The sequence below is a fragment of the Marinomonas sp. MED121 genome (assembly GCF_000153025.1).
Classification (GTDB): Bacteria; Pseudomonadota; Gammaproteobacteria; order Pseudomonadales; family Marinomonadaceae; genus Marinomonas.
In genome coordinates this window covers 382,345-398,561 of sequence record NZ_CH672433.1, presented here as the reverse complement: position 1 = coordinate 398,561, position 16,217 = coordinate 382,345, and the positions used below count along the sequence as shown (strand labels likewise).

General features: G+C 40.1%; 19 protein-coding genes and 1 tRNA gene. 11 read left to right on the top strand and 9 right to left on the bottom strand.

The features are described 5' to 3' along the window. Positions 1-3 precede the first annotated feature (3 nt). From trpD to MED121_RS20285, 3 genes are read left to right on the top strand one after another with little or no spacing between them, the layout of a single operon-like run. A complete protein-coding gene (gene trpD, locus MED121_RS20295) occupies positions 4-1,038 on the top strand; it encodes an anthranilate phosphoribosyltransferase (RefSeq protein ID WP_009835655.1) in 1,035 nt (344 codons plus the stop codon). Between the two features lie 21 nt (positions 1,039-1,059). Next, positions 1,060-1,875: an indole-3-glycerol phosphate synthase TrpC gene (gene trpC / locus MED121_RS20290; protein WP_009835654.1), complete on the top strand. Its 816-nt coding sequence runs from the start codon at positions 1,060-1,062 to the stop codon at positions 1,873-1,875. A gap of 3 nt (positions 1,876-1,878) precedes the next feature. After that, on the top strand, positions 1,879-2,283 hold the full coding sequence (locus MED121_RS20285; RefSeq protein ID WP_009835653.1) for an OsmC family protein: 405 nt from the start codon (positions 1,879-1,881) through the stop codon (positions 2,281-2,283). 93 nt (positions 2,284-2,376) lie between these two features. Here MED121_RS20285 and MED121_RS20280 read toward each other — a convergent pair whose 3' ends face one another. The 9 genes from MED121_RS20280 to flgA all read right to left on the bottom strand — a co-directional run bounded on the left by MED121_RS20280 (position 2,377) and on the right by flgA (position 9,070). Next, the gene (locus MED121_RS20280; RefSeq protein ID WP_009835652.1) at positions 2,377-3,114 is read right to left on the bottom strand and encodes an NRDE family protein; all 738 of its coding nucleotides are present in this window, start codon (positions 3,112-3,114) and stop codon (positions 2,377-2,379) included. A 15-nt stretch (positions 3,115-3,129) separates the two neighbouring features. Then, positions 3,130-3,645 carry a DinB family protein gene (locus MED121_RS20275; protein ID WP_009835651.1) on the bottom strand — a complete coding sequence of 172 codons (516 nt, stop codon included), beginning with the start codon at positions 3,643-3,645 and terminating at the stop codon, positions 3,130-3,132. A gap of 5 nt (positions 3,646-3,650) precedes the next feature. Continuing rightward, positions 3,651-5,441, bottom strand: coding sequence for a GNAT family N-acyltransferase (locus MED121_RS20270; RefSeq protein WP_009835650.1), 1,791 nt, complete (start codon positions 5,439-5,441; stop codon positions 3,651-3,653). Between the two features lie 58 nt (positions 5,442-5,499). Continuing rightward, entirely contained in the window at positions 5,500-6,624 is a 1,125-nt protein-coding gene (locus tag MED121_RS20265; protein ID WP_009835649.1) for a hypothetical protein, read from the bottom strand. After that, complete coding sequence (locus MED121_RS20260; protein WP_009835648.1) at positions 6,621-7,190, bottom strand: VTT domain-containing protein; 570 nt, start codon at positions 7,188-7,190, stop codon at positions 6,621-6,623. Before MED121_RS20260 ends, MED121_RS20265 begins: the two co-directional genes overlap by 4 nt. Positions 7,191-7,299: 109 nt before the next feature. Then, a tRNA-Arg gene (locus MED121_RS20255) sits at positions 7,300-7,375 on the bottom strand. A 71-nt stretch (positions 7,376-7,446) separates the two neighbouring features. Next, a complete protein-coding gene (gene flgN / locus MED121_RS20250) occupies positions 7,447-7,923 on the bottom strand; it encodes a flagellar export chaperone FlgN (protein ID WP_009835647.1) in 477 nt (158 codons plus the stop codon). Between the two features lie 20 nt (positions 7,924-7,943). Continuing rightward, positions 7,944-8,255, bottom strand: coding sequence for a flagellar biosynthesis anti-sigma factor FlgM (flgM, locus tag MED121_RS20245; RefSeq protein ID WP_009835646.1), 312 nt, complete (start codon positions 8,253-8,255; stop codon positions 7,944-7,946). Positions 8,256-8,380: 125 nt separating this feature from the next. Then, entirely contained in the window at positions 8,381-9,070 is a 690-nt protein-coding gene (gene flgA / locus MED121_RS20240) for a flagellar basal body P-ring formation chaperone FlgA (RefSeq protein WP_036181287.1), read from the bottom strand. A 138-nt stretch (positions 9,071-9,208) separates the two neighbouring features. On the opposite strand from flgA, the gene MED121_RS20235 reads away from it, so the two are divergent. The 8 genes from MED121_RS20235 (at position 9,209) to flgG (ending at position 16,215) form a co-directional block, all read left to right on the top strand. Next, positions 9,209-10,144: a chemotaxis protein CheV gene (locus MED121_RS20235; protein WP_009835644.1), complete on the top strand. Its 936-nt coding sequence runs from the start codon at positions 9,209-9,211 to the stop codon at positions 10,142-10,144. 62 nt (positions 10,145-10,206) lie between these two features. Continuing rightward, positions 10,207-11,037 carry a protein-glutamate O-methyltransferase CheR gene (locus MED121_RS20230; RefSeq protein WP_009835643.1) on the top strand — a complete coding sequence of 277 codons (831 nt, stop codon included), beginning with the start codon at positions 10,207-10,209 and terminating at the stop codon, positions 11,035-11,037. 226 nt (positions 11,038-11,263) lie between these two features. Further along, on the top strand, positions 11,264-11,665 hold the full coding sequence (gene flgB, locus MED121_RS20225; RefSeq protein WP_009835641.1) for a flagellar basal body rod protein FlgB: 402 nt from the start codon (positions 11,264-11,266) through the stop codon (positions 11,663-11,665). A gap of 2 nt (positions 11,666-11,667) precedes the next feature. Further along, positions 11,668-12,117: a flagellar basal body rod protein FlgC gene (gene flgC, locus MED121_RS20220; RefSeq protein WP_009835640.1), complete on the top strand. Its 450-nt coding sequence runs from the start codon at positions 11,668-11,670 to the stop codon at positions 12,115-12,117. A gap of 9 nt (positions 12,118-12,126) precedes the next feature. Further along, the gene (locus MED121_RS20215) at positions 12,127-12,819 is read left to right on the top strand and encodes a flagellar hook capping FlgD N-terminal domain-containing protein (protein WP_009835639.1); all 693 of its coding nucleotides are present in this window, start codon (positions 12,127-12,129) and stop codon (positions 12,817-12,819) included. 11 nt (positions 12,820-12,830) lie between these two features. Further along, on the top strand, positions 12,831-14,528 hold the full coding sequence (locus tag MED121_RS20210; RefSeq protein ID WP_009835638.1) for a flagellar hook-basal body complex protein: 1,698 nt from the start codon (positions 12,831-12,833) through the stop codon (positions 14,526-14,528). Between the two features lie 113 nt (positions 14,529-14,641). Further along, positions 14,642-15,385, top strand: a complete 744-nt coding sequence (flgF, locus tag MED121_RS20205; protein ID WP_009835637.1) for a flagellar basal-body rod protein FlgF — start codon at positions 14,642-14,644, stop codon at positions 15,383-15,385. Between the two features lie 44 nt (positions 15,386-15,429). Beyond that, positions 15,430-16,215, top strand: coding sequence for a flagellar basal-body rod protein FlgG (gene flgG, locus MED121_RS20200; protein ID WP_009835636.1), 786 nt, complete (start codon positions 15,430-15,432; stop codon positions 16,213-16,215). Positions 16,216-16,217: the final 2 nt, after the last annotated feature.

Here is a 16,217-nt window from a genome sequence, read left to right as displayed (position 1 = left end):
ATAATGGATATTCAAAGCGCCATTGCCACTGTCATCGAGCAGCAGCATTTAAGTGCAGAAGAAATGCATGAAGTCATGCATGCAATTATGACTGGAGAAGCGACACCTTCTCAAATTGGTGGCTTTTTGGTTGGTCTGCGCATGAAAGGTGAAACGGTTGCCGAGATTGCTGCCGCTGCCAGTGTTATGCGTGAATTGTCTTCTAAAGTTGAATTATCAAATGTTGATAATATTATCGATACCTGTGGAACGGGTGGCGACGGCGGCAAGTTGTTTAATGTCTCGACGGCATCCTCATTTGTGGTTGCTGCTGCTGGTGGCAAGGTGGCAAAACACGGTAACCGCTCGGTTTCATCAAAATCAGGCAGTGCTGATTTACTTGAAAAAGCGGGTGTTAATTTAGCGCTTTCATCCGATCAAGTTAAAACCTGTGTGGAAGAAGTGGGTTTAGGCTTTATGTTTGCGCCTAACCATCATTCTGCAATGAAGCATGCGATTGTGCCGCGTAAAGAAATGGCTGTGCGTACTATTTTCAACTTACTTGGACCATTAACAAACCCAGCGGGCACCAAACGCCAAGTCATGGGCGTGTTTGATAAAAAATGGGTACGACCTATGGCGGAAGTACTTCAGCGTCTAGGCAGTGTGCATGTGATGGTTGTTCATTCTGAAGATGGTCTGGATGAAATCAGTTTAGCGGCACCGACTTATGTAGCTGAACTTAAGAATAATGAAATTCGTGAATACAGTATCCAGCCTGAAGACTTTAACATTGAGACCCAGTCTATTGCGCCTTTACAGGCTGAGAATGTTGAGCAAAGTCTTGAATTAGTGACGAATGCATTAGAAGGGAAAGGGGTGGTTAACCCTGCTCGAGATATTGTAGCGTTAAATGCGGGTGCAGCCATTTATGTTGCAGGTATCGCGGATGATCTGGTTGAAGGTGTCGCTATTGCAGAAGATGTGATTGGTGGTGGCTTAGCGCGTGTAAAACTAACTGAACTAGCTGCATTTACGCAATGCTATCTAGATAACTAAATTTTAGGAATTGTGGTTAATATGCAAATTGAAACGCCGACAATATTAAAGAAAATTGTTGCTAGAAAGTATGAAGAGATTGAAGAGCGTAAAAATCATACGCCTTTGGATAAATTAAAGGTAGCTGTATCGGCGGCTAATTCTCATAACCGCGCAAGAGGCTTTGCTGCTGCTTTAAAAGCAAAAGTGGCGCAAGGTGATGCGGCTGTTATTGCTGAAATTAAAAAGGCGTCGCCAAGCAAAGGGGTATTAAGAGAGATTTTTACCCCTGCTGAAATTGCGAAGTCTTATGAGAAAGGTGGCGCAGCGTGTTTATCTGTTTTAACTGATAGAGATTTTTTTCAAGGTCATGAGGACTTTTTAGAAGAAGCTAGAAATGCGTGTTCACTACCTGTTATTCGTAAAGATTTTATTGTTGATGAATATCAAGTGTATGAGGCCAGAGCAATTGGTGCGGACTGCATTCTATTGATTGCTGCGTGTTTATCGGGTGAAAAGTTAAGAGAGCTTGACCAATTGGCTCGTGAATTAGGTATGGATGTACTAGTTGAAGTACACAACCAGGCCGAGTTAGATTTAGCGCTTGAGTTCACTAAGACCGAGTTATTAGGTATTAATAATCGTAACTTACATACCTTTGAATTGAGTTTAGAGAATACGTTTGCTTTATTACCTAATATTCCGGCGGATCGCTTTATTGTGACGGAAAGCGGTATTCATAGCCGTGAAGACGTTGAAGTAATGAGAGAAAAAGATGTTCATGCCTTTTTAGTGGGTGAAGCTTTTATGAAGGCAAATGAGCCAGGTGCAAAACTCGCAGAATTATTTGAAGGATAGAAAATGAAAACAAGTGTTGAGTGGAATCAAGACGTACATTTTACCGCTAAAACGGGTTCGGGTTTTACGATTGAAATGGATGGCAGCCAAGAGAAAGGCTCAAGGCCAATGGAGCTATTGCTTGCGGGGCTGGGTGGCTGTACCTCTTATGATGTTGTTAATATCCTTAAAAAAACACGCCAAGATGTGATCTCTTGCGTGGCTGAAATTGATGCTGACAGGGCTGATGAAGTCCCTTCTGTGTTTACTGAGATTCGCGTTAAATTTATCGTGACAGGTCGAGGCTTAAAAGAGTCCGCTGTAGCCAAAGCGGTGAAATTATCTGCTGAACAATATTGCTCTGCTTCTCTTATGCTTGAAAGAGGTGGTGTGAAAATAGTTCATAGCTTTGAGATTAAAGAGGCTTAATTGAGTCGCTTTATTCCCAGGCTTACTAGCTAATAAAAAAGGCCATTAGGCCTTTTTTTGTGTCTTTTATTTATGCTCTCAGACTCGTTTTGTTTATGCCGTTTCTGACATTAGACTGTTTCTACTCAAGCTAATAGAAGCGGTTTTGGCACTCTTCTGACAAGGTGAGCCGTCAATATAGTGAAAGCTGCTGCTAAATTCTTGAATAGACATATGGCTAAAGCTCACTGTGCAGGCATCTTCTCTATGCATGCACACCGACCATTTGGATTTCTCTGGGTAGTGGGATGAATGGTAAGCTTTCAATTGTTCAATACAGGCTTGTTTATCTTGAAAATATTGCCTAAAGGTTTCTTGCCTTGCTTGGGATACTTGAGGAAACTCCACACCGGATGAGGTATAAGGAGATTCAATAATCAAATCGGTTAATTGAACGCCATCCCAGCAAAAACTGATTGGGTGGTGTTGTTCAGGGTTAAATATCACCAAGGTAAAAGGCGCATAATGTTGGCAGTTTAAATGCTTTATATGATCGAGTACCTTGTCTGCCTTGCTAAGACCAAGAAGATCTTTTACAAGCAATCCACGGCTGATTAGTTCTGTGCTAGGGGTGATACCTTGATAGAAATTTAATAGGCAGATACCGACGCCAGAGTCTGTCACACCTATCCAACTGCCACCGGAGTTAAGGTCCGTTGGCATAATATACTGGTTTCCTGAGGTGGTTTTATAACATTCAGGCAATGAGGCAATTAATCGTGTTCTTTGTTCATCACGATTAAAAAACACTTCAAATCCTGTGTTTGTTTTAAGCCAGCTTAGGGTGCACATTGATGATTTCCTGAGTTAATTATCTTGTTGACGTAAAAAGGTAGCAGTGGCAGGTGCAAGACCAAAATGAGCTGGCACTTCGATATCTTGTAAGCGCATATTCATGCTAATAATGGCAATATGATGAATGCTATGACTTGCCACAAAAATGAGTTCTCTGTGTAAATTTGATGTTGCAAAATCTGATTGTGTTTCTGCTAAGCAAACTTCAGAAACAAGGCTCAGTTTTTGCTCAATATCTGATTCATTTAGGTTGATAAGCCATTGGTACAGCTCATCTATTTCTGCAAGTGCTGTGTTTCTTGAGTGCTCAACAGGAGCACCTCTACGACGCCAGTTATAATCAATATGACCCTTTTCTAACCCTTGAATTAAAGCAAAGTAATTATCTATGATGTGTCTTAAATGTTGGCCGATACTGCTTTGCATATAAGGTTGATGTACATGTGTATAAGCCGCATCAGATAAGCGTTCTACCACTTCTTTTGCCTGTTTTAGGCTTTCTAGATTTCCTTTAATGATAGGTAACATCTGACTTACTCGCTTTTCTCATAATGGGATAAATAACTTTTTGCTTGCTCACTGCCCATGTATTTACCAAGCATACGATGTGGCACATCCGGTAAATTTACTAGAATTAGACCATCAACCGTTTGATTGAAGTCTGGATCAACATTAAAACTAACAAATCTTCCTTTTAAGGCGAGATATTGACGAATTAAAACGGGTAAGCCTTTTCCTTTTTCAAGGCGTGCTACTAGGTTAGACAGGAGTTGCAGATCACCTAGACCACTTAATAAACTTAATGACCAAAAAGGTTTTTTACTTGAAGTAAGCGGATTTGTTGCTTTTACAAGCTTGGCCGATTCAATATCATAATAGTGGGTCGTTAAGCATTGAACGATAAGCTGGTGGGTTAGAATTTGATACTCACCACTGATGCTGACAGGGCCAAATAGCGTTTGGTAGCTTGGGTTACGAGCAACGAAAGTACCTATGCCTTTCCATAAAAGTAATAGTGCTGAAAGACTGCGTTGGTAGGGTGCATCTATGACAGAGCGACCCATTTCGATCGACTTTCCTTGTAGTTTAAGAAAATTGTTATCAAAATCGAAGAGAGTGCGGCTGTAAAGGCCTTCGATCGATTTCTTTTCTAATATCTTGTCAACAAGACCTAAGCGGTAGGCGCCTGCGATGGCTTCTTCTTCTTTATCCCAAATAAAGAGGTGCATGTAGTCTTGATCGAAACCGTCTAAATCAACCGATTTGCCTGTGCCTTCTCCCACGACACGAAAGTTACGTTCTCTCATGATACCAATTTGTTGCAGTATAGGTCCCATATTGTCGGCATCACTAATAAAGACACTAAATTGTTTTTGCTCAACCAATAGGCTGTCTTTTGGTAGCGCTTCAATCGCTTGCTTTAATATCTGTGAGTTAATATCAGCTTCTATTGCTAATGGGTTATCAAGCACATTAAGCGGCACATCTTCTGTTTTAGTGCTTTGCTCAATTAAATAAGTGTTAAGACGTAAATAGTTTGTGATGTCATCGGCATTACTTAGCTTGGCAAACTCTGCACTAGGGATGAGATTGCCACCTGTAATAGGAATCTCTTTGCCTTTTTTATTTAATAACTCTCTACCTAATAAAAGTGTTCTAAAACGAGGATGAAGTTTGCCCGCTAGATAAAAAGATTTTGAGTTTTTACCACCAATGAAAATGGGTAAGCAATTTGCCTTATGTTTTTGAGCTAGCTTTCCGACTAACCGATTCCATTCTTTATCTTGTAGCTGATTTGTCTCCTTGTCATAAACTGAAACTTCTCCCGCTGGAAATATTAATAATGCACCTTGGTTCTCTAGGTGTTTATGTGCTTGTTTGATTGCTTTTAGGTTAGCTTTAATGGCTTCCTGACCTTCGAACACATCAACGCCAATAAAGAGGGAGGATAACTCTGGAATGCGTTTTAAAAAGTGATTTGCCATTACCAATAAATCAGAGCGGTATTCTAAAAGAATTTTAGCGAGTATGACGCCTTCCACTCCACCTAATGGGTGGTTTGCAACAATCAATAAAGGGCCTGATTCTGGAATATTGTCTTGGCTAAGTTTATGGGTTTTATAACGAATGCCGAGCGCATCTAATGTATGAGTTAAAAACGTTTCAGTAGAGGCATTAGTGGGTCTATCTAAATAATGCTTATGTAGGTTTTTTAGCCCAGTTACACTTTCAATAGCGGGTGCGAACCACTTTAAGGTTCGTGATCTTGGTAGCAAAAAAGGACTACTCTGCCTATTGGTAATCATGTCATTAGTTGTTGTCATAAAAACGTCTCAAATCAAGTTTTTAGCCCTAGCCAAACGGTGACTAGATAAATAAAAGTTAGTCAGTAGAAGGGTAGTCTTTAACCCAGCGTTTTTCTTCTTGCCATGCTTTATATAATGCTAATAATGACGGCGGTTTATGACCTTCTTTACGTTGTAGATAGCCAATTTTAAAAAGAATTTGATATTGTTCTAATAAAGTTTTGAACGCTTCAAATAAACTGGTTCTGCTGTCCCAAATATGAGTTGCCTCACTACTTGCGCCATTCATTTCTAGAATTTGATAATTTTTACCTTCCATCAGGTCATCAATGTTTTTAAATTTTAAATCTAAACGGCCAAAGTGGTAACCAGGAACACCATCATAAAATTCATCTAATGATTGGGTGAGAGCATCGGTAATATATTCATTTCCGTTTCTGAATATGCTGCCCCGGCTATGACTGCCGGCAAAGGCTAATCTAAAGGCTTCACCTTCAGCGAGTATGGTATTTAACTTGTCCTCATGTCGATCAAGGTAAATGTGGGACAGTTTACCTGCCCGTTTATCAGCCATGATGAGTTGTTTTAAATTACTGACGCCATCACCTATTACCCAAGGGGTGTACTTTAGGGTGATAGAAATGATTTTTCCTTTTTTATGACCTGGGTATCGAATATAGAAAATGCCAGCTTCAGCTTGATATTGAGACCTTTCTTGTAATAAAAATTTTGCTCCCATAGGGAAAAGGGAGAGATAGTCTGTTAGCTGATCTTCATTGTTTATAAGACGTACACCGGCACCGCGACAGCCTAAATCGGGCTTAGCGACTAAAGGGAGTGAAAGGCCTTTTTGATAATATTTGCTTAACGCGGCATTGGCATCTTCTTCTATTGACGCTGTCTCAGTTCGTATATGAGTAATATAGGAGCAAATAGATTTAGCTGATGCTTCTGATGCTAAATCTAATATGTCAGCTTTAGACTCACCAACCATACCTGATAGGGGAATGCTGGGATTGGCAATAAGCGGAAGGCTTAAGCTTCTATATCTAGCACTTAATAATAACCATTGAATAATAACAGGAGTGTACATAGCCCAAGCAGGCCAGAACTCAAAAAAAGAGGTGATGTTGTCGCTCACCTCTAAAGGAGGCATGCCTTCATTAATACCTTTTGGTAGTGGAATGCTGTGTGTTTTCAAACTGAAGGCTCCTTAGACATAGCCTGGCTAACGCGTTTATTTGCAAAATAAAGAATCATAAGTAAAACCGGTGCAAGAGCCCAGCGCCAAGCGGATTCGGTAAGCCAAAGGGCGTCACCAATAAAGAAAATGGCACTATAGATAAAAATACACCATAGAGCTGTTGCGCTCATTACGGAAAGGAAAAAGACTTTCAAATCAATTCTTAATGCCCCACAAGCTAGATAACTGATACTTCTTAGACCAGGAATAAAGCGAATAATAAAAATTGACCAAAAAGCGGTTTTTTGAAGGCGACGACTAATTTCTATTCCTGTTTTTGAATCGAGTCTTTTCTTAGCCCATTGTATTTTATGACTCGACTTCCCTAAGTAATAAAGAATAAGGTCGCCACTGGCAATACCAATAAAAATAGAAAGAAGGCCTGCAGAATAAGAGAGGCTTCCTTCAACACCTAAAAGTGCAGCGCTGATAATAGCGGCATCTTCTAAAATGTATGACATGAGAATAATGCCAATAAAGAGTAATGCTGGGTTTTGAGTCCAGTTAATGAGCATTTCTATCATTAAGTTGTCCGCATAAATTAAATAACTTCAATTAGGACATTGTGGTATATAAAAAGTTCAGTGAAGTGTAAAGAAAGTGAAAGATTTATTGCTCTGTGAGCTGAAGGGATGGTGTCCTCACCAGGACTCGAACCTGGAATAGCCGCTTAGGAGGCGGCAGGTATATCCTGTTTACCTATGAGGACAAATGATTGCGATTTTATACCTTAAATCAAATCTAAGTTCAATCATTAGTCATTGATTACAAACACTTAAATTAGGCGCTACCTATAATATGCTTACTGCTTATTGGACGACTGTCTCCAGAGGCAGTATAAACGCGGTGTTTTTTATTCTGGCCTTTAAGTATTTCTAGCATGGCTTGGTTGCGGCGGCGTACCGAGTTAAGAATTTTTTCATTAGCAAAATTCTTGCCTTTACATTCAACTAACAGGGCTTCGCATTCTTCGACAAGAAGTCGTGTGTCATCGTCACTTGCTTGTTCTGATAGCCAGGTTTTAAATGCGCCAGGAACTGGCTTTCTTGGGTTTATCACCCCAAACTTACAAAGGATTTTGTGTTGTTTTTCACCAAGTTGATCTAGTTCATCAATTGCAGATTGTTTTGCATCTGATATTTCTTGGATTTTTTGAGTGTTGAGTGAACCAAACGCCACTCTTTCTTGCGTGAGTAATTCAAGAAGAAGTTCAAGCAACTCTTTATTACGCTTAAGAACAGGGATAAGAGGCAGCATGGCAGGCTTATTATATTAGGCTAAAACATTGAGTCCATAGCAACCATATTACTTGCTAGTTTCTCAGAGTCGACCTTGTATTGGCCAGCAGCAATGGCTTGCTTAATTTGCTCCACTTTTTCCATATCCATATCTGGCATATTTTGAATTTTGCTTTGATGAGTCTGCATTGATTGTGCTGCACCACTTAACTTTACTGTGTCGTCAGCAAGTGTTCCGCTTTTTTCAGCGGTTATAGAAGTACTCGACTTTTGTTCGTCGTCAGCTTTTTGTAGCCTGTCGTTTTTTGTCACACTGGGTTGATTGCCATACCCATTGATATTAAATGCCATTTTGTTCGCCTCTAAGTTTTGCCTAAAACTTTTTACCTGCCTAACATTTTAATCGGCACACTTCCCTATAACTTTAGGTATTTAATAAATAAATACAAAGTAATTTTAAAGCCTAACCTGATTTACTAATAGTTTACTCGAATCTCACCCTCAGAGACAACTTTACCGTACACAAAACGACCAGAGCTTATGTTTTTTACTTTAATTTGTTGTCCTAATGTACCGTCTTCGGCGGCAATGCCGTTCATTCTTACATTAATTTGCCCACTCTGGGCTGAAATAAGGATGTTTTGACCCCTTTTAACGATAATTGGTAGCTCTGTTAATTGTTTGGTTATAAAGGTATTTATATTTATGTTACGTTTTGCAATGAGTCCATAAGGGGCTTGATTGGGAGAATAAATCTGACCTCTTACTTGAGTTAAATCTACTTTAGCTATGACGGTATTGCTCTCATTGATTGTTTGTTTTCGTCTGATGGGTGTAATTGCTTTAACCGCAGAAACTAAGATTTTTTGCGACACAGGCAGAAATGATTGCCATACTGGTTGATCACAGGATATCGCGTAAGTTGTTCTTTTTTTAGAATTTAATCTTTGGTTTTTGACTGTTATGTCATGTTCGCACTTGGGCAGATAATTGAGACCGCTTTTGTTTTCTAAATTGATTATTATTTCTGCATTGGGGTAGCTTGATGCTAGCCTTGGCAGCTCAACGTTTTTAATGTAAAAATTAATTTGTTCCTCGGTCGATGCAGCAAAAACATTGCAATTTACCAAAGCGAATATGATAGAAAGTAATTTGTATCGCTTCATAGTACTGTTATTTCCATAAAAATTTAAAAGTGGCACCATAAGGGATTAGTAAAATAACAGAATTCACTCTATCATTGGACGATATATTCTAGTTAAGACTTTAAACTTAGATTGAGACATCACAAGTAGGAGGCATTTATGGCCGGAGTTCTCGAAAGCGTTAATCAGCGTACCCAACTAGTTGGGGAGAACCGCCTTGAGTTATTGCTATTTCGCTTGAATGGAAAGCAAGTGTATGGAATTAATGTTTTTAAAGTAAAGGAAGTCTTGCAATGCCCTAAATTGACAAGCATGCCGCATAGTAGCCCTGTTGTTCGTGGTGTTGCTCATATTCGGGGTGGAACAATACCCATTCTTGACCTAGGTTTGGCGACGGGTGCGAGTCCAATTGAAAATATTGATCAATGCTTTGTCATAATTACCGAGTATAACCGACGTATTCAAGGTTTTTTGGTAAAAGGTGTTGAACGTATTGTTAATATGAATTGGAGTGACATTCAGCCACCGCCTAAAGGTTTGTCAAATGACAACTATTTAACAGCGGTTTGTCAGGTTGAAAAGGAAATGGTTGAAATTATTGATGTAGAGCAAATTCTTTCTGAAGTTGCACCAACTAAACAAAATATTTCATCCGGTATTGTATCTGACGACTTCCAATCTGTTGCTGTTAAACATCACATTTTGATCGTTGATGATTCCAGTGTGGCGCGTAAACAAATTAAGCGCTGTATGGAAGATGTAGGCTTTGCAACGACAGTTTTGTGTGATGGTCGAGAGGCAATTGACTTCTTAAGAAACATGGCGGATGACGGCGGAGATGTAACCAAAGAGTTCTCTATGATTATTTCTGATATAGAGATGCCTGAAATGGATGGTTATACCCTCACAACAGAAATTCGAAATGACTCTCGTTTACAAGAATTATTTATCCTCTTGCATACGTCGTTAAGTGGTGTATTTAACGAAGCAATGGTGAAAAAAGTTGGCGCGGATGGCTTTTTGGCAAAATTCCAACCTGATGAATTAGCTAAAATTGCGATTGAGGCAATTGAAAAGCAAGTTGAAGCCAGTTGAAGTGTAAGGGCATAACCTTTGCACTGTTAACTGAATTGGAAGGATATGGTGTCGGGGGCTAGATGCTAAGTAGTACAAATGCTATTACTCCTCAGGGGTATGAACATTTTCGCAATTACCTAGAAAAAGCCTGTGGCATTTTGCTTAGTGATAATAAGCAATACCTCGTGGCGAGTCGTTTAGGTAAGTTGTTAGAGAGAGAGGGGTTCACCAAGTTAGAGCAACTGGTTGAAGCGCTTAAAAAATTTAGCAATGCGAAACTAAAAGAAGAAGTAATTAATGCGATGACCACGAACGAAACCCTATGGTTTCGAGATGCTCATCCATTTAAGATTCTTAAAGAAAAGATATTACCTGAAAAGAATAAAACGGCATTAAGGATTTGGTCCGCTGCAGCATCAACAGGGCAAGAAGCCTACTCGATCAGTATGATTATTGATGAGTATAAAGCTGTAAATCCTGGCTCTTTAAGAGCTGGGGAGAAAATTATAGCGACAGATATTTGTACTAATATTTTGGCCCATGCTAAGCAGGCTGAATATGATCACCTTGCTATTGCTAGAGGCTTGGCAGTTGATAGACAGAATAAGTATTTTGATAAGCTTGAGAATGGGTCTTGGAAAATTAAGTCAAGCATCAGTAGTCGTGTAGACTTTAGGTATTTGAACTTGATTGAAAGCTACAATGCTTTGGGTAAATTTGACGTTATTTTTTGTCGTAATGTTCTTATCTATTTTTCGGCTGAATTAAAACTAGATATTTTGACTCGAATGCATAAAGCCTTGAATCCAGGTGGTTATTTGTTTCTAGGTGGCTCAGAGGCGCTTAGTGGTTTGTCTGATATGTTTGAGATAGTACAGTGCCATCCTGGTATTGTTTATCGTGTTAAATAGACTTTAGTCTTTACTGAAAAGGCCAGCTAGAAATAGCTGGCCTTTTTTTGTTGCTTCTTTCCTTTGCCGTGTCTGCTGTTTCTTTTTGTTGCCGCTTTTTGCCGTTTCGTTCGCCTGCTGTTAATACAAGCCCCCTATTTAGTGTGTTTGATGTGTTTTTTTTAGTTGGCATCATAATTGCTTTTACTAAGAATCCTTTTAATTGTAAGAAGTCTGGGGCGCGTACATGGCTATATCGTTTGAATCTGCTTTTGCCGGTCATGATAAATTTTTAAAATTTCGAAGTGATCGTTCTGCTGTTCTTGCAAACAATATAGCGAATGCTGATACGCCAAACTATAAGGCGCGGGATATTAGCTTTTCTTCTGCTATGTCAAAAGCTCAAAATGATGCTTTAAAAATGCGTTCCACTAACACAAAACATTTTGAACGGGCAACAAAATCAATTAAAGAAGAGGAAAGTCTTTTTTATCGAGTTGCTTCACAGCCTTCCCTTGATGGGAATACGGTCGATTTACAAAGAGAGCAAGCTGAATTTGCGCAAAACTCTCTTAAATTTGATACCAGTTTTATGTTTCTTGACCGGAAAATAAGTTCAATGAAAAAAGCCCTTAATGGAGGCCGATAAGCATGTCTTTAAATAACATTTTTGCTATTTCTGGGTCGGCGATGAGTGCTCAAACAATTCGCTTAAATACAGTGGCAAGTAATATTGCTAATGCTGACTCAGTTGCAAGTTCAGAAGACCAGACTTATAGAGCAAGAAAACCTGTGTTTTCAACCATGATGCAAGAATCTATGCGAGGTTATGGTTGGAATGATGTTTCAAATGATGAGTTTGGGGCGGGTGTGGGTGTTGAAGTTAAGGGGATTGTTGAGTCTGATGCACCATTGCAACCAAGGTATGAACCTGATCACCCAATGGCGAATGAAAGCGGCTATGTCTACTATTCTAATGTGAATCCTGTAGAAGAAATGGCTGATATGATGTCTGCATCTAGGTCATTTCAAACTAACGTTGAAGTGATGAATTCTGCTAAGAGTATGATGCAAAAAATGCTTACTCTTGGTCAGGCGTAGAGGTAGATTATGGCAGATTTTGATGCTGGCTTAAGTGGTCTTATTTCTCAATATGGTACAGATAATGCCAAGGTTAAGGCTGGTGTTGATGTTGAGGCTAAAGAAGATTCGAAGGCCTTAACAGATACCGATGTCTTTATGACGCTTTATATTGAGCAGTTAAAGGCTCAGGATCCAACGGATCCACAAGATACTAATAAGATGGTATCCCAGATAGCAGAAATGAGCTCTTTGGAAGAGCTTTCAACGATTTCCACTCAGTTAGAGTCAATGACAAGTGCTTTGACGTCGAGCCAAGCAATTTCAGCATCCACCTTAGTGGGTCAGAAAATTATGGCAAATACGAATACAGCATCATTGGATGAGGGCGGAACTGTGCCGATTAAAATGACGATTCCTGAAGTTTCTTTGTCAACCACATTAGAAATTAGGAATGCGGATGGTGAGCTGGTGCGTGAAATGGGTGTAAATGAAGAGTCGTTTGTTTGGGATGGAAAAGATAATGACGGTAATGCGCTAGCTGCCGGTGAATATAATTTTAAAGCGCTTTCGATTGATGGTGAGGGTGTTAAAACATCTTTGATGACAATGCTGCCAGCGAAAATTGAAGGTGTAACGATTAGTGGTCCGAACGGTACAGAGTTGAATGTCTCTGGCGTGGGTAAAATTGGTTTAACTGAAGAGCTTGATATAGTTGGCTAAGTGAGAGGGTTATGGGTTTCAATACAGCATTATCTGGTATTAAGGCATCTGCCGATGCGCTAAGCGTTACCGGTGACAACATTGCTAACTCGGATACAACGGGTTTTAAGCAGTCACGAATTGAATTTGGTGACTTGTACAATACAAGTGTTGTTGGTGCAGGTAGTAACAATACAATTGGTTCTGGTGTGAGTGTTAATAATATCGCCCAGGCTTTTTCGGCGGGTAATATTGCCTATACAGATAACAACTTAGACCTTGCTGTAGATGGTACAGGCTTTTTTGTTTTAAATTTAGGTGGTACTCAGGCTTATACTCGAGCAGGTGATTTTAAGCTAGATGCTGATGGCTTTTTGGTGACTAATGATGGCGCAAATGTTGAGGGCTATAATGCTGTAGACGGTATTGTTGGTGGTAACCTTGAAAACCTTCAGGTTCCTACTGATAGGATTGCCCCGCAGGCGACATCTGATATTCAACTCCAGATAAACTTAGATTCAGAGTCGAATGATGTTCCTCCTTTTATTGAGGAAGACTTTGATCCAAACGATCCAGAAACGTATGACTTTACCCAGACTCAGGCTGTTGCTGATGCTGCCGGTAATAATCATATTGTTACCTACTACTATGCTAAATCAGATCTACCAAATACCTATCAAGTTCATGCCAGTGTTGATGGTGCGGCCACTGATGATACCGGGGCTGCTTGGATTCCTGAGCAATATGTAACCTTTAATGGTCCTGAAGAAGGTAAAGATTTTAACTTGGATGGTATACCTGAAGATCCTTTTCAATTGTTGTATATGGGGGCTGCTAAGCCTACAACAGCGGGTGTAACAGGTCTAGTTCAGACGCCGATTGCGGTTACAGGAACATTAAATGGAGTTGCGATTACTGACACTATGCAAGGAGCAAATGTTGTTTCGCCTATTAGTGTTGCACGAGAAGCGTTTGACCCATCTGATCCTGCTACTTATACCTATGGTAATACCAAAACACTATATGATGCCTTAGGTGAAGAGCATACGCTGGGTTACTACTTTATCAAGCAAGGTGAGAATAACACCTTCGAAATGGTGGTAACGGTAGATGGTAAAACCGAATATGAAGATCCTATTACGGGTGAAATGACCTCTTATATTCCAGATGATGTCGTGGTTACCTTTGATACGGCAGGTAATATCTCTAGTGTTGCACAGGGCTTTCCGCCTTTTGCCGTTACACAGCCTATTACATTAGAGATTAAAGGGTTTGATCCGACTAACCGAGAAGCGGTTATCCCTATTGATATGAATGGCTCAACCCAGTTCGCACTAAGCAGTAGTGACGTATTTATGCAAGACGGTTTCACAGCAGGTGAATTACAAGGTGTAATGTTTGATGAAGATGGATTTCTGATTGCGACTTATACTAACCAGCAGACTTCTGTGTTGGGGCAAATTGCATTGGCAACGTTTGATAATACAGATGGGTTAACACCTTCGGGTGATACGTCTTGGGTGGCAAGTTCAGACTCAGGGCAAGCGAATGTTGGTAAGCCTAATACCGGAACCTTAGGAAGTGTGCAGGGTGCTGCACTTGAAGAATCTAACGTTGATTTAACTTCTGAGCTGGTTGCTTTGATAGAGGCTCAGCGAAACTATCAGGCAAACTCGAAAACATTGGAAACAGAAAATACAGTAACACAAACTATTATCAACCTCAGGTAATAGTGATTAAGCCTAGTATCTTCTACTAGGCTTTTATCCGAATAAAAGGGGCGGGCTACACTTGGCATGATGTTTGAATGCTAAGTGTAGTCTTTTTATTTGGAGAGCAGAGAATGGATAGAGCCCTGTATCTAGCAATGAGTGGTGGTAAGCAGATAATGCATGCCCAAACCGTTCGTGCAAATAACCTTGCGAATGTAAATACTACTGGTTTTAGGGCTGATTTTGAGCAAGCTAGGGCCATGCCCGTTTATGGTGAGCACTACGCTAGTCGTGTCTATTCTATGACTGAAAATCCTGCTACACGTTATGAATCAGGTGCCTTGATACAAACCGATCGTCCTTTGGATATTGCTATGCAAGGGGATGGTTTTATTGCTGTATTAGATCACCAAGGTGCAGAAGCTTATACCCGTTCTGGTGATTTACAAATTACGGCTAATGGCCAATTAGTGAATGGCAGTGGTTTGCCTATTATGGGCGCTAGAGGGCCTATTTTTTTGCCTCCTATCGATAAAATTTCAATCGGAGAGGATGGCACTATTTCCATTGTCCCTGAGGGGGGCTCTGCAGCAGAAGTGGCCACAATTGGTCAGATTAAATTGGTTAATCCAGATACTCAATTGATTGAAAAAGGGACAGACGGTTTGCTTAGGGCAAAGGCGGGTACTCCTTTTGAGCAGGATTTCACCGCAGCGCTTAAGTCTGGCTTTTTAGAAAGTAGTAATGTGAGTGCGGTTGAAGAGCTTACTAAAATAATGAGTTTATCTCGTCAATTTGAAATGAATATTAAAGTGATGGATACGGTGCGAAATAATGGTAATGCGTCGGCCCGTATTTTGCAGAGAAATGCTTAATCCTAGTTTTATATTAAGAAACAGATTTTAGAAGAGAGTGTAATATGCATCCAGCATTATGGGTCAGTAAAACAGGTTTATCTGCGATGGATAAACAGCTGTCTGTTATTTCCAACAACTTAGCAAATGTCTCAACAACAGGTTTTAAAAAAGACAGAGCCGTTTTTGAAGACTTGCTTTATCACACAGTGCAGCAACCAGGCGGATTACAGTCTCAAAACACGCAATTACCTTCTGGTCTTCAAATGGGAGCGGGTGTAAGGGTATCTGCTACGCAAAAGGACTTCTCAGAAGGCGATTATAATGTTACTGACCGTGATCTTGATGTTGCTATACAGGGGCAGGGCTTTTTCCAGATTCTAATGCCTGATGGCAATATGGGTTATACCCGTGATGGACAGTTTCAGTTGAACTCTGAGGGAGACCTTGTGACCTCTTCTGGTTTTTTGGTTGAGCCTCAAGTTACGATTCCACAAGATGCTATGTCTGTCACCATAGGTGATGATGGCACAGTGTCAATTGTGAGGCAGGGTGCGTCCGAAAGTGAAGGGGTTGGTCAGCTCTCTTTAGCAGGCTTTATTAACCCTGAAGGTTTGTCATCCATAGGTCAAAATTTATTTGTTGAAACTTCAGCCAGTGGGGCGCCCATTATTGATGTGCCTGGTACATCTGCATTGGGCAATGTTAGGCAGAATATGGTGGAGACTTCAAATGTCAATTCTGTTGAGGAGTTGGTTAGCTTGATTACTGCTCAGCGTGGTTATGAAATGAACTCAAAAGTTGTCTCAGCAGCAGATGGCATGATGAGTTTTGTTATTCAGCAGCTTTAGGT

Bases quoted from the DNA above. Each gene is read 5' to 3' on its own strand.
- MED121_RS20230 (WP_009835643.1), top strand. From the start codon at position 10,207: ATGCTAAGTAGTACAAATGCTATTACTCCTCAGGGGTATGAACATTTT.
- trpD (WP_009835655.1), top strand. From the start codon at position 4: ATGGATATTCAAAGCGCCATTGCCACTGTCATCGAGCAGCAGCATTTA.
- MED121_RS20235 (WP_009835644.1), top strand. From the start codon at position 9,209: ATGGCCGGAGTTCTCGAAAGCGTTAATCAGCGTACCCAACTAGTTGGG.
- flgC (WP_009835640.1), top strand. From the start codon at position 11,668: ATGTCTTTAAATAACATTTTTGCTATTTCTGGGTCGGCGATGAGTGCT.
- trpC (WP_009835654.1), top strand. From the start codon at position 1,060: ATGCAAATTGAAACGCCGACAATATTAAAGAAAATTGTTGCTAGAAAG.
- flgN (WP_009835647.1), bottom strand. From the start codon at position 7,923: ATGCTGCCTCTTATCCCTGTTCTTAAGCGTAATAAAGAGTTGCTTGAA.
- MED121_RS20210 (WP_009835638.1), top strand. From the start codon at position 12,831: ATGGGTTTCAATACAGCATTATCTGGTATTAAGGCATCTGCCGATGCG.
- MED121_RS20260 (WP_009835648.1), bottom strand. From the start codon at position 7,190: ATGATAGAAATGCTCATTAACTGGACTCAAAACCCAGCATTACTCTTT.
- flgG (WP_009835636.1), top strand. From the start codon at position 15,430: ATGCATCCAGCATTATGGGTCAGTAAAACAGGTTTATCTGCGATGGAT.
- flgB (WP_009835641.1), top strand. From the start codon at position 11,264: ATGGCTATATCGTTTGAATCTGCTTTTGCCGGTCATGATAAATTTTTA.
- MED121_RS20215 (WP_009835639.1), top strand. From the start codon at position 12,127: ATGGCAGATTTTGATGCTGGCTTAAGTGGTCTTATTTCTCAATATGGT.
- MED121_RS20280 (WP_009835652.1), bottom strand. From the start codon at position 3,114: ATGTGCACCCTAAGCTGGCTTAAAACAAACACAGGATTTGAAGTGTTT.
- MED121_RS20270 (WP_009835650.1), bottom strand. From the start codon at position 5,441: ATGACAACAACTAATGACATGATTACCAATAGGCAGAGTAGTCCTTTT.
- flgA (WP_036181287.1), bottom strand. From the start codon at position 9,070: ATGAAGCGATACAAATTACTTTCTATCATATTCGCTTTGGTAAATTGC.
- MED121_RS20275 (WP_009835651.1), bottom strand. From the start codon at position 3,645: ATGTTACCTATCATTAAAGGAAATCTAGAAAGCCTAAAACAGGCAAAA.
- flgF (WP_009835637.1), top strand. From the start codon at position 14,642: ATGGATAGAGCCCTGTATCTAGCAATGAGTGGTGGTAAGCAGATAATG.
- MED121_RS20285 (WP_009835653.1), top strand. From the start codon at position 1,879: ATGAAAACAAGTGTTGAGTGGAATCAAGACGTACATTTTACCGCTAAA.
- flgM (WP_009835646.1), bottom strand. From the start codon at position 8,255: ATGGCATTTAATATCAATGGGTATGGCAATCAACCCAGTGTGACAAAA.